This window comes from Cellulomonas sp. ES6 (genome assembly GCF_030053835.1).
GTDB lineage: Bacteria > Actinomycetota > Actinomycetes > Actinomycetales > Cellulomonadaceae > Cellulomonas.
The window spans coordinates 3,233,041-3,245,258 of the sequence record NZ_CP125655.1 but is presented as its reverse complement, the minus strand read 5'-3'; the positions used below and the strand labels follow the sequence as shown (position 1 = coordinate 3,245,258).

The window sequence follows — 12,218 nt, the reverse complement described above, 5'->3', positions numbered from 1 at the left end:
CGCCGGGCGTCAGCCGGCTGCGGGGTCCCCGCCGGTCGCGACGGGGCGCTCCGGGTCCGCGGACCACTGCGACCACGACCCCGGGTACAGCACGGGCGTCCGCCCGGCCATGACGAGGGCCGCCGCCTGGTGCGCGGCCGTCACGCCGGAGCCGCAGTACACCGCCACGTCGCCCTCGGGGACGCCGAGCGCGGCGAACCGTGCCGTCAGGTCGTCCGCGGGCAGGAACCGCCCGTCGGTGCCGAGGTTCTCGGAGGTCGGCGCGCTCACGGCGCCGGGGATGTGCCCCGCGCGCGGGTCGACCGGCTCGACCTCGCCGCGGTACCGCTCGGCGGCACGCGCGTCCAGCAGCACGCCCTCGTCGGCCCACTGCGCCGCGCCGTCGGCGTCGAGCGTCGGCAGGTGCCCCGCGGAGAGCTCGACGTCGCCGGGCTCCACGTCGCGCTCCCCGGTCTCGACCGCCCCGCCCGCCGCGGTCCACGCGGCCAGTCCGCCGTCGAGGATCCGCACGTCCTGCACCCCGGCCCAGCGCAGCAGCCACCAGGCCCGGGCCGCCGACATCGCACCGGAGTCGTCGTAGACGACCACGGGCTCGCCCGCCCGCAGACCCCACCGCCGGGCCGCGGCCTGCAGGTCGGCGACGTCGGGCAGCGGGTGCCGGCCGGCCGTGGCGCTCGGGGCGGCGGCGAGCTCGGTGTCCAGGTCCACGTACGACGCGCCGGGCAGGTGGCCCTCGCGGAACGCCCCGATCCCGGGCGGGCCGCCGAGCGTCCAGCGGACGTCGAGCAGGCGGGGCGGGCGCGGTCCGTCGAGCTCACGGGCGAGGTCGGCGGCGGACACGATCACGTCGGGCATGGAGTCACGGTACGTGCGACGACGGGCATCCCGGCAAGGGGGTCAGCGCAGCGCGAACACCACGTCGCCGCCCGGAGGCGGCGCGCCGCGCCGTCAGCCCCGGCGCACCCGCTGCCTCCGGTGCCCCGACCGCCGGGTCAGCGCGTGCAGCAGGTACGACGCCGACGCGCCGAGCAGGATGACGTCCTTGGCGACGCCGACGCCGTCGGGGCTCGGCCGCGGGTCGCGCGGTCCCCGGCGCAGCGACGGCGTCCGCCAGTACATGCCGACGAGGCCGGCCGAGAACGCCGTGAACCCGGCGGCGAGCAGCTTCCGCGGGGCGACCGGGAGCAGCAGACCGGCACCGAGCGCGATCTCCGTGGCCGCGAGCGCCTTCGTGAACGTCACGGGGTCGACGTCGGCCAGGAACGGGTACGCCCCGGCGGCCATGCCGTGGTACCCCGCGGCGGTCTCCTCGTCGGCCGACAGCTTGTCGACTCCCGAGCTGAGGATGTAGGCGCCGGCGCCGAGGCGCAGCGGCAGGTCGCGCACGTCCATGCGGCCTCCAGGGTGGAGAGCGCCGGGCGCGTGCCCGGCGCGGGTGGGTGGGACGGTGCCCCACGGGCACCACCACCGACGGTAGGACGGGCCGGCGATCCGCGCGCGGGCGACCTGCGCGGACACGGGCCCGCGGGCGGGGGCCGGCGCCGGGACGCTCAGCGCAGCGTGACCACGCTCGCGCCGCGCTGGCCGAGCAGCAGCCCGTGCGTCTGCCACAGCGACCCGACGCCCTCGGGGAGCTCCGTGCGCCACGCCACGTCGCCGTCCCGCAGGCTGTACCCGACCAGCTCGCCACGGCCCGGCGCCTGCTCGGTGCGCAGCAGCACCCGGCCGTCGGTCTGCACCTGCCAGGCGTCGCTCGCCCCGGCATGGGTGGACCACCGGGTCTCCCCGGTCACCGCGTCCACGGCCCAGGCGGACGACGTCCCGCTCCCGTACAGCACGCCGTCGAGCACCATCTGGTTCATGGTGCTCCCGAGGTCGACGTCGCGCTCCCACACGACCTCCCCGGTGGCCGGGTCGAGCGCGCGGACGGTCCGCGCGGGCCCGTCCCCGACGTCCGCCAGCAGCACGAGGCCCGCCGCACTGCCGTCGTCGGGCAGCAGCGAGAGGGGGTGCCGGGTGCGGAGACGCCGGTCGGCCCGCCGTCGGCCTCGAGCAGCCGGCTGACCCCGTCCCGGTCGGTGGCGACGAGCCGCCCGTCGCCCCGGACCTCCACGCCGGCGTCGTGCACCTGGACCCGGCCGTCCGCCGGATCGAGCACCCACACCTCGCGCGAGCCCCACACCATCGCGTGGTCGCCGGACGCCCACACCGCGGGGTCCGTGCCGGTCTGCGTGCGCTCCGGCAGCGTCACGTCCCACCGCGTCACGCCCGACCCCCGGTCGACGGCCGTCACCCGCACGGACTCGGGTCCCCCGACGCGAGGACGACGAGGTCGCCCACCGCGGCGGTCGAGCCGCCGGTGCCCACCTCACGGTCGGCGCGGATCGCACCGTCGGCGACCCCGAGCTCGACCGCCCGCACGCGCGTCCCGACGCTCCCGTCCGGGAGGGTGACCTGCTCGCCGACGGTGCACCACACGGTCGGCGAGCCTGCCGGCTCCGGCTCCTGGCAGGAGAGACTCATCCCGCTCTGCAGCGCCTCCGGCACCGGCACCACCTCGCTGCGCCACCGCTCCGCGCCGGTGGCGCGGTCCACCCCGGCCACCGCCACCGAGCCGTCACCGAGGAACACCGGCCCGACCAGCAGCCCGCCCGCCACGGCCGCGCCGCCGTAGAGCACCTGCACCGTGTCGTCGTCACCCCACGGCGCCGCGTCCAGCGGCGGCACGACCGCCTCCGCCAGGACCCCCTCGACGCCGCGGGCCCGCTCCATGCGGTCGCGTTCGCGCGCGTCCGTCACGAGCTGCCACCCCACGAGCGCGCAGATCGTGACCACCGGCACCGGCCACCAGCGACGCAGCACCCGCGCCAACCCCGCCCGGCGCCGGTCGACCGCGTCCTGCACCCCCGCGTCGGCGGGGCCGGGGGACGCGCCGGGTCCCGGGAGCTCGACCAGCTCCACGTCCTCCATGCCGCCCGCCACGGCGACAACCTACGGGCCCGGACGACGCCGCGCGTCGACTTTCAGCGCGCGACGTTCACCGTGACGTTCTGCCCCGGCGGCACCTGGCCGTACGGGACGAGCGGCTGGACCGGCGTCGCGAAGTCGGTGTGCTCCCACTTCCACGCCTCGATGCGTGGCCCCACCCACAGCAGGTAGATGCCGAGGGTGACGACGCTCAGCAGGAACCAGGCGATCCACAGGCCGAACAGTCCCGTCGCGCTCCCCGTGAAGACGAGCTGCTGACCGTCGATGCGCGCGTGCTTGGCCCGCCACCGCTGCATGAGCACCACCTGGAACGGGTAGCAGATCCCCAGCGTGAGCGTCGTGATGAGCACCCCGAGGATCGCGGTGCCGACGTAGGTCGCGGCACCCCCGTCGAAGGTGAAGCGGCCGGTGCGGGACATGGGTCTCCTCGTCGTCGTGGTGGAACGTCCGACGTCGTATCGGCTCGCACGGCGCGGGACCTGCGCGCGCCGGCCGAGGTTCGCCCGTTCGGCCGAGGTGCCTGCACCCACCGTGGCGGGCCACGCCGCGGCCGGCCCTCGGAGGACGTCCCGAGCGGCCGCCAGGAGCGACGCAGGCCCGGGATCCGCACGGGATCCCGGGCCTGCGTCGTGTGTGCTGAGCCGCCTAAGGGAATCGAACCCTTGACCTTCTCATTACGAGTGAGACGCTCTGCCGACTGAGCTAAGGCGGCGCGCCCGCACTTCCGGCGGACGAGCACCGACACTGTACCCGGCGCACGGCGCGTCCTCCAAAGCGGCGGCGCCCGGGGTCAGCAGCGGGTGCCCTCCGCGGGGACGGTGCCGTCGACCAGGTAGGCGTCGACCGCGTCGGCGATGCAGGAGTTCGAGCGCCCGTACGCCGTGTGCCCCTCCCCTCGTACGTCAGGAGGGTCGCGGAGTCGAGCGTCTGCGCGAGGCTCTCGGCCCAGGCGTACGGTGTCGCGGGGTCGTTCGTGGTGCCGATGACGACGATCGGCGCGGCGCCCGCCGCCGAGTAGTCGTCGAGCCCCCGGCCTCGGGGACGGGCCACTGCGCGCAGACGATGCCGCCGTAGCCGAAGAAGTAGCCGACGGTGGGCGCCGCGGCCTCGATGTCGGCGGCCTGCGCCCGCATCTGCGCCACGTCCGTGGTGCTGCGGTCGTCGGCGCACCCGATGGACCAGAACGCGGCGGTGGAGTTCGTCGCGTAGGTGCCGTCGGGGTTGCGGTCGTAGTACAGGTCGGCGAGCTGCAGCAGCACGGACCCGTCGCCCTCGGTGAGCGCCGCGTCGAGGCCCATCGTGAGGTAGCTCCAGGAACCCTCGTCGTACAGCGGCAGCGCGATCCCGCTGAACGCCAGCGTGCCGGTCAGCGGCCGGTCCGTGCCGGTGGGCAGCGGCGACGTCCGCGCGCGGTCCAGCAGGGCCCGGACCTGCGCGAGGCCGTCGTCGACGGAGCCGGTCAGCGGGCAGTCGGCGCCGGCCTGGCAGTCGGCGACGTAGGCGCGTAGGGCGTTCTCGAACCCGACGGCCTGGCCCTTCGAGATCTCCTCGGCGGGCAGCGTCGGGTCGAGCGCGCCGTCGAGGACGAGGCGGCCGACGTGCTCGGGGAACAGCGCCGCGTACGTGGCGCCGAGCTGCGTGCCGTACGAGTAGCCGACGTACGCGAGGGTCTCGTCGCCGAGGACCGCGCGCAGCACGTCCATGTCCTTCGCGGCGCTGACGGTGTCGACGTGCCCGAGCACGGGCCCGGTGTTCTCCAGGCAGGCCGCCCCGAAGTCGCCGTACGCGGCCTCGGCCTGCGCGACCCCCGCGTCCGTCGCGAGGTCGAAGTCGGTGGAGACGAGCGCGTCCATGGCGGGACCGTCGACGCACGTCACCGGGGTGGAGGACCCGACGCCGCGGGGTCGAAGCCCACGAGGTCGTAGCGCGCGACCACCTCCTCCCCGAACCGCGGCAGCGCGATGCCGGAGAGGGCGTCGAGGCCGGAGGCGCCCGGGCCGCCGGGGTTGATGAGCAGCGAGCCGATCCGGTCGCCGGTCGCCCGGTGCCGGTTCACGGCGACCTCGATGGTGTCGCCGTCGGGCTCGCCGTAGTCGAGCGGCACGACGAGCGTCGCGCACTCCAGGTCCCCGCAGGGCTGCCAGTCGAGGTCCTGGTCGTAGATCGCGTCGAGCCCGCGCACGTCCGCGGCCGTCGGCGTCGGCTGCTCGGTGACCTCGGTCTGCTCCTTGGGCCCGACGCACCCGGCGAGCACCAGGGCGGCGACGGCGGCGAGCGCGGCCACGCGACCGCCGCGGCGGGCGGCCCGGCGAGCGGGCGCGGAGGAGCTGGGGAGCGGCGAGGCGGGTGTCACCGGACAACCGTAACGGCCGCCCGGCGCCCGCAGGCGCGTCGTCCCCAGGCCGGTCACGCGCGGGTTGCGCGCCAGCGCCCCGCCCGGCGTCAGGCCTGCGGACGCAGGGCGATCATCATCGCCTCGACCGCGAGCAGCGGTGCCACGTTCCCCTCGAGCCGGGTGCGCGCCTCCGAGACGGCGTCCATGCGCCGCACCGTCTGCTCCGGCGTCGAGGACGCGGCCAGGGCCCGGGCGGCGTCCTCGTGCTCGGCGTTGACCAGGTGCACGTCCGCGCCGAGCTGGATCACCAGCACGTCGCGGTAGAACGACAGCAGGTCCACCATCGCGCGGTCCAGCACGTCGCGCTGCGCCCGCGTCGCGCGGCGCTTCTGCTCCTCCTCGAGCTGCCGCACCTGCCCCCGCAGCGCCGGGGGATCGTGGTGAGCCCCTCGGCGCCCAGGGACCGCAGCAGCTCCTGGCGCTCGCGGGCGTCGCGCTCCTCCGTGGCGGCCTTCGCGTCGGCCTGCGCCGTCTCGACCAGCTCGCCGGCGGCCAGCACGGCGTCCCCCACGCCCCGGACCCGCGGGGCGATGCGCAGCACCGCCGAGCGCCGCGCCCGGGCCTCCGGGTCACGGGCGAGCCGCCGGGCCACCCCGACGTGCGACTGGGCGGCCCGGGCGGCGACCAGCGCGGTCGCGGGGTCGACGCCGTCGCGCCGGACCAGCAGGTCGGCGACGTCCTCCACCGGGGGCACGCGCAGCGCGACGGACCGGCTGCGGGAGCGCAGCGTCACCAGCACGTCCTGCGGGCTCGGGGCGCACAGCAGCCACACGGTGCGCGGCGGCGGCTCCTCGATGGCCTTGAGCAGCACGTTGCCGGAGGTCTCGTTGAGCCGGTCGGCGTCCTCGACGACGATCACCCGCCAGCGGCCCTGCGACGGGGCCCGCTGGGCGAGCTCGACCAGGGGGCGCACGGTGTCCGCGCGGATGACGACGCCCTCCGTGGCGACGAACGTGACGTCCGGGTGCGTCCCGGCCAGCACCGTCGCGCACCCGGGGCTGCGCGGGTCCCCCGAGGGGTCCTGCAGCGCCGCCGCGAAGGCGCGCGCGCCGCGTTGGAGCGCCCCGACCCCGGCGGCCCGGTGAGCAGCCACGCGTGCGTCATGCGGGTGGGGTCCTCGGCGGCCTCCCGCAGCACGCGGACGGCCGGCTCCTGCCCGACGACGTCGTCCCACACGGTCGTCACGGCGCCACCTCGGCCGCGGGCGCCGGCACGCCGAGCAGCGCCGCGACCCGGGCGCGGACGTCCGCCGCGATCGCCTCGACCGGCCGGTCCGCGTCGAGCACGAGCCAGCGGCCGGGGTCGGCCGCCGCCCGCGCCAGGAACGCCTCACGGGTGCGGCGGTGGAAGTCGTCCCCCGCGCTCTCCAGCCGGTCCGGCCGGTCGGGCCGCGCGTGCAGCCGGCGCAGACCCGCCGCGGGGTCGAGGTCGAGCAGCACGGTCAGCCGGGGCAGCAGGCCGCCCGTCGCCCAGAGCGAGAGCCGCTCCACCTCATCCGCGCCGAGGTCCCGCCCGGTGCCCTGGTACGCCACGGACGAGTCGAGGTAGCGGTCGGTCACCACGACCTGCCCGGCCTCGAGCGCGGGCCGGACCAGCGAGGCGACGTGGTGGGCACGGTCGGCCGCGTACAGCAGCGCCTCGGTGCGCGGGTCGACGTGCCCGCCGTGCAGCACCTCGCGGCGCAGCACCCGACCCAGCTCCGTGCCGCCCGGTTCCCGGGTCAGCACGACGGTGAGCCCCAGGCCCTCGAGCCACTCGCCGAGCAGCCGGGACTGCGTGGACTTGCCGACGCCGTCGCCGCCCTCGAACGACACGAAGAGCCCGCCGGGCACGACGCCGTCGACGGGCCCGGCGGGCGCCTGCCCCGGACCGGGGCTCGACGACGGGGCAGCGGGGGCCGCGGGCGGCTCGGGCAGCGTCACGGGCGCCAGGGTATCCACCCGCGCCCACACCGCCCGACCCGCCCGCGGCGGCCGCGGCGCCTCACTCGCCGGGGTAGGCCACCCCGACCTGCGCGCGCACCTCGTCCATGGTGCGCAGGACGGCCAGCGTGCCCGCCCACGACATGCGCGGGCTCTCCGTGGCGCCCTCCGCGACGCGGCGCGCCACCTCGGCGGCCTCGAACTGCAGCCCGTGCGGCGTCGGCTGGCTGAACTGCCAGGTCCGCCCGTCGCGGCGCTGCACCCGGAACGACGTCGGCGCGTAGAACGAACCCTCGACGACGATGCTGCCCTCCGTGCCGGTGATCGCGGCCGTGGTCGGCGTCTTCGCCCACAGCGTGGTGTGCAGCACCGCCTGCGTGCGCTCCCCGTACTGCAGGACCATGCCGATCTGGCCGTCGACGCCGGTCGCGGTGAGCGTGCCCACCGCCCGCACGGAGTCCGGGACGCCCAGCAGGTCGTGCGCGAACGACACCGGGTAGACGCCGAGGTCCAGCAGCGCCCCGCCCGCGAGCGCCGGGTCGTACAGGCGGCTCGCCGGGTCGAACGCGAAGTACTGGCCGTGGTCGGCCTGCAGCGTGACGACCTCGCCGATCTCGCCGGAGTCGATCACCTGGTGCAGCGCGGCGACGTGCGGCAGGAACCGCGTCCACATCGCCTCCATGACGAACACGCCCGCCGCGCGCGCGCGCCGCCACCTCCTCGGCCTCGGCGGCGTTGCGGGTGAACGCCTTCTCGACCAGCACGTGCTTGCCGGCGGCGATCGCCAGCAGCGCGTGCTCGCGGTGCTCGGAGTGCGGGGTGGCGACGTACACGGCGTCCACCTGCGGGTCCTCGACCAGGTCCCGGTAGTCGACGTGCGTCGTCGGGATGCCGTGCTGCGTGGCGAACCGCTCGGCCTTCACGCGGTCCCGGGAGCCGACGGCCACGACCTGGGCCCGGGTGGCGGAGCGGACGGCGGCGGCGAACGCGCCGGCGATGTTGCCGGCGCCGAGGATCCCCCATCGGATCGGCGGCGCGGTGCGCGGGTCTTCGACGAGTGTCATGCCCGCGACAGTAGCGTCCGGCCTCCCAGGTCGGGACCGACGTCCCCGTGCCGCCGCCGGGCCGCGTCCGTACGGTGGACGTGTCGGTGGAGCCCCGGGCCGGCACGACGGCCCTCCCGCCGGCGCACGACCCGAGGAGGAGCCGTGTCAGCAACCCTGGACCACCTGCCCGTCCGCACGATGATCAGCCCCGGCCGCTACGCGCAGGGGCGCGGCGCGATCGAGCGCCTCGGGGAGCTGGTCGAGCCCATCGGCCGCACGCCGCTCGTCGTCGCCGACGACACCGTGTGGTCGTTCGTCGGCGAGGCCGTCTCGCGGTCGCTCGAGGCGGCGGGGCTGCCGCTGACGCGCGACGGCTTCGGGGTGTACGCGACCGCGGCGGCCGTCGACGGCATCGCGGCCCGCATCCGGGAGACGGGCGCCGACGTGGTGGTGGGCGTCGGCGGCGGCTCGACGCTCGACGCGGTGAAGGCGGCGGGCTTCCTCACCGGCATCCGGTGGGTGTCCGTGCCGACCCTCGCCTCGACGGACGCGCCCTGCTCCGCGCTGTCGGTCATCTACGACGAGGGCGGCGCGTTCGAGGAGTACCGGTTCTTCCCGCGCAACCCCGACCTGGTGCTGGTCGACACGCAGCTCGTGGCCAACGCCCCGGCGCGCTTCCTCGTCGCGGGCGTCGGCGACGCGCTCGCCACGTGGATCGAGGCGCGCGCCGTCGCGCGCACCGACGCCACGACGATGGCCGGCGGGCTGCCGACGGCGACCGGCACGGCGCTGGCCCGCCTGTCGTGGGACATCCTCTGGGAGCACGCGCTGCCGGCGGTCGCCGCCGTGCGGGACCACCTCGTGACGCCGTCGGTCGAGAAGGTCGTCGAGGCGAACACGCTGCTGTCGGGGCTCGGGTTCGAGTCGGGCGGCCTCGCCGCGGCGCACGCGATCCACAACGGCCTCACCGCCGCGCCGCAGACGCACGGCCTCACGCACGGGCAGAAGGTCAACATCGGCTCGGTGACGCAGCTCGTGCTCGAGGGGGCGCCGGTCCAGGAGATCCGGGACTTCGTCGAGTTCACGACGCGCGTCGGCCTGCCAAACACCCTCACCGAGGTGGGGCTGTCCCCCGACGACGTCGACGACCTCACGCGCGTGGCGCAGGCCGCCACCGCCGAGGGCGAGACGATCCACGCCATGCCGTTCACGGTGCGGGTGCCGGACCTGGTGGACGCCCTGCGCTCGATCGAGGGCTTCTCGCGCGGTGTGCGGGCCGACGCCGGGCTGCCCGAGCCGGTGCCGCACCGGGCGCACTGAGGGCCGAGACCGGGCGGGTCCGCGGCGCCCCCGCCGGACCCGCCCGGGGCGACGGAGCCCGGGCGGCCGCCCGCCCCGGCGCCCCGGCCGCCGAGGTGACACCGGGCCGCGGGCCTGCGAGTCTGCACGGGGACGGACGAAGGAGGCACGATGGCGCCCGCGTGGGTGGAGCACGCCCTGTGGTGGCACGTCTACCCGCTGGGCTTCACGGGCGCCGAGCCGGCGGCGGACACCGCCGCGCCGGTCACGCACCGCCTCGCGCACGTCGAGCGCTGGCTGGACTACCTGGTCGACCTGGGGCTGAACGGCCTCGCGCTGGGCCCCGTGTTCGCCTCCGCCACGCACGGCTACGACACCGTCGACCACCTGCGCGTCGACCCCCGGCTCGGCGGCCGGGCCGACCTCGACCACCTGCTCGCGGCGCACGACCGCGGCGTGCGCGTGCTGCTGGACGGCGTCTTCAACCACGTCGGCGACCAGCACCCGCTGTTCCGCGCCGCGCTGGCGGGCGGCCCCGGGTCCCCGGAGGCGGAGCTGTTCCGCATCCGCTGGGCCGACGGCGAGCCGGACTGGGACTGCTTCGAGGGCCACCGCTCCCTCGTCACGCTGAACCACGACTCGCCCCGCGTCGTCGACCTGGTCGCCGACGTCATGACCCACTGGCTGGACGCCGGGGCGGACGGCTGGCGCCTCGACGCGGCCTACGCGGCGCCGACGGCCTTCTGGCGGCAGGTCACCGACCGGGTGCGGGCCGCCCACCCGGACGCGTACCTGATGGGCGAGGTCATCCACGGCGACTACCCCGGGTTCGTCGCGGAGTCCGGGGTCGACTCGGTGACGCAGTACGAGCTGTGGAAGGCGATCTGGTCCTCCGTCGTCGACCGCAACTGGCACGAGCTCGCGTGGACGCTCGGCCGGCACGACGCGTTCCTCGACGCGTTCGTGCCGTACACGTTCGTCGGCAACCACGACGTCACGCGCATCGCCAGCCGGGTCGGCGACGCGACGCTCGCGGGCCACGCGCTCGTGGTGCTCATGACCGTCGGCGGCACCCCGGCGGTCTACTACGGCGACGAGCAGGCGTACCGCGGCGTGAAGGAGGACCGCGCCGGCGGCGACGACGCGGTCCGCCCGCCGTACCCGCCGGCGCCGGAGGACCTCGCGGGGCCCGACGTCGCCCCGGACGGCCGCCCCGCGCACGACCGGCACGCCGCGCTGATCGGCCTGCGGCGCCGGCACCCCTGGCTCCACACCGCCCGCACCCACGTCGTCGAGGTCACCGGCACCCGCCTGGCGTACGAGTCACGCGCCGCCGACGGGTCCGCGGCCCTGCTCGTCGCCCTGAACCTCGACGACGAGGGTGGCCGTTCGCGCCGCCCGCCGATGCGCGGCCCGTCGCGTCCGAGGGCGCACCCGGCGCGAGTGGCGTCGCCGGCCGCGGCTGGGCGGTCTGGGAGGCGTAGCCACCCCCCGCGCGGACCGGTGCCGGGAGGCACATGCTGGGGAGGCGGACCCGGCCGCGCCGCGCCACCGACGACGCGGCACCCGGCGGCCGGGCGCACCGGACAGGGGGCCACGAGATGTGCACAGGGATCAGGTTCACGGACGGCGACGGTCACCTCTACCTCGCCCGCAACCTCGACTGGACCAGCGGCTACGGCGAGGGGGTCGTCCTGACCCCGACGGGGTACGCGCCCCGCTCGCCCTTCGGCGCGGTGCCCGAGATCCGCCACGCGGTCATCGGCACGGGCATCGTGGAGGAGGGCGTGCCGCTCTACTTCGACTGCGGCAACGACGACGCCGGCCTCGCGGTGGCCGGCCTGAACTTCCCGGGGTACGCCTCGTACGCACCGGGCCCGGTGGACGGCGCGACGAACGTCGCCGCGTTCGAGCTCCCGCTCTGGGTGGCCTCGCAGTTCGCCACGGTGGACGAGGTCGCCGCGGCGCTCCAGGACGTCGTGATCGTGGACCGGCCCGTCAGCGAGCGGTTCCCGAGCTCGATGCTGCACTGGATCATCGGCGACGCGGACCGCGCGGTCGTCGTGGAGCAGACGGCGGACGGCCTGCACGTGCACGACGACGACGTCGACGTGCTGACGAACCAGCCCGGCTTCGGCTGGCACCACGAGAACCTGCGGAACTACCTCAACACGTCCCCCGAGTTCCCCGGGGAGACCGTGCTCCGCCGGGCGCACCTCGTGCCGTTCGGCTCCGGGTCCTACATGCGCGGCATCCCCGGCGACTACTCCTCGACGTCCCGGTTCGTTCGGGCGGCGTACGTCCACGCGCACTACCCCGAGCAGGACGGCGAGGAGGCCAACGTCAGCCGCGCGTTCCACACGCTCCAGCAGGTCGCGATGGTGGACGGTGCCGCCGCGATGGACAGCGGGGAGTTCGAGAAGACGATCTACACCGGGCTGTTCTCGGCGCGCACCGGCACCTACTACTGGAACACCTACGACGAGCCGGCCATCCGCAGCGTGCGGATGGCCGACCACGACACGACCGGGACGGAGCTGGTCACCGCGTAGCGCCCACGGGACCGCC

Annotated in this window: 11 protein-coding genes, 1 tRNA gene and 3 pseudogenes; 3 read left to right on the top strand and 12 right to left on the bottom strand. The window is 76.2% G+C overall.

Annotation, left to right across the window (positions count from 1 at the left end; translation table 11 throughout):
• Positions 1-9 precede the first annotated feature (9 nt).
• The 12 genes and pseudogenes from P9841_RS15140 to P9841_RS15095 form a co-directional block, all read right to left on the bottom strand.
• Positions 10-855 carry a sulfurtransferase gene (locus tag P9841_RS15140; protein WP_283319458.1) on the bottom strand — a complete coding sequence of 282 codons (846 nt, stop codon included), beginning with the start codon at positions 853-855 and terminating at the stop codon, positions 10-12.
• A 93-nt stretch (positions 856-948) separates the two neighbouring features.
• Positions 949-1,392 (bottom strand): DoxX family membrane protein, encoded by a 444-nt coding sequence (locus P9841_RS15135; protein WP_283319457.1) that lies wholly within the window; start codon positions 1,390-1,392, stop codon positions 949-951.
• Positions 1,393-1,550: 158 nt separating this feature from the next.
• On the bottom strand, positions 1,551-1,967 hold the full coding sequence (locus tag P9841_RS15130) for an outer membrane protein assembly factor BamB family protein (protein WP_283319456.1): 417 nt from the start codon (positions 1,965-1,967) through the stop codon (positions 1,551-1,553).
• 322 nt (positions 1,968-2,289) lie between these two features.
• Positions 2,290-2,982: a hypothetical protein gene (locus P9841_RS15125; protein WP_283319455.1), complete on the bottom strand. Its 693-nt coding sequence runs from the start codon at positions 2,980-2,982 to the stop codon at positions 2,290-2,292.
• A gap of 41 nt (positions 2,983-3,023) precedes the next feature.
• On the bottom strand, positions 3,024-3,407 hold the full coding sequence (locus tag P9841_RS15120) for a DUF898 family protein (RefSeq protein ID WP_283319454.1): 384 nt from the start codon (positions 3,405-3,407) through the stop codon (positions 3,024-3,026).
• A 220-nt stretch (positions 3,408-3,627) separates the two neighbouring features.
• Positions 3,628-3,700, bottom strand: a tRNA-Thr gene (locus tag P9841_RS15115).
• A 78-nt stretch (positions 3,701-3,778) separates the two neighbouring features.
• Positions 3,779-3,972, bottom strand: a pseudogene (locus tag P9841_RS19025) (alpha/beta hydrolase).
• On the bottom strand, positions 3,891-4,841 hold the full coding sequence (locus tag P9841_RS19020) for an alpha/beta fold hydrolase (RefSeq protein ID WP_349306904.1): 951 nt from the start codon (positions 4,839-4,841) through the stop codon (positions 3,891-3,893). Before P9841_RS19020 ends, P9841_RS19025 begins: the two are co-directional and overlap by 82 nt.
• A gap of 20 nt (positions 4,842-4,861) precedes the next feature.
• Entirely contained in the window at positions 4,862-5,341 is a 480-nt protein-coding gene (locus P9841_RS19015) for a hypothetical protein (protein WP_349306903.1), read from the bottom strand.
• A gap of 89 nt (positions 5,342-5,430) precedes the next feature.
• Positions 5,431-6,568, bottom strand: a pseudogene (locus P9841_RS15105) (DNA polymerase III subunit delta').
• Positions 6,565-7,215, bottom strand: coding sequence for a dTMP kinase (tmk, locus tag P9841_RS15100; protein WP_283321976.1), 651 nt, complete (start codon positions 7,213-7,215; stop codon positions 6,565-6,567). The pseudogene P9841_RS15105 and the gene tmk overlap by 4 nt, the downstream one beginning before the upstream one ends.
• Before the next feature lie 151 nt (positions 7,216-7,366).
• Positions 7,367-8,369, bottom strand: a pseudogene (locus P9841_RS15095) (Gfo/Idh/MocA family protein).
• Between the two features lie 144 nt (positions 8,370-8,513).
• Between P9841_RS15095 and P9841_RS15090 the strand changes: the two are divergent.
• From P9841_RS15090 to bsh, 3 genes are all read left to right on the top strand, one after another.
• On the top strand, positions 8,514-9,671 hold the full coding sequence (locus P9841_RS15090) for a glycerol dehydrogenase (protein ID WP_502847802.1): 1,158 nt from the start codon (positions 8,514-8,516) through the stop codon (positions 9,669-9,671).
• A 150-nt stretch (positions 9,672-9,821) separates the two neighbouring features.
• Positions 9,822-11,348, top strand: a complete 1,527-nt coding sequence (locus P9841_RS15085) for an alpha-amylase family protein (protein WP_283319453.1) — start codon at positions 9,822-9,824, stop codon at positions 11,346-11,348.
• Positions 11,252-12,202 carry a choloylglycine hydrolase gene (gene bsh / locus P9841_RS15080; protein ID WP_283319452.1) on the top strand — a complete coding sequence of 317 codons (951 nt, stop codon included), beginning with the start codon at positions 11,252-11,254 and terminating at the stop codon, positions 12,200-12,202. The genes P9841_RS15085 and bsh overlap by 97 nt, the downstream gene beginning before the upstream one ends.
• Positions 12,203-12,218: the final 16 nt, after the last annotated feature.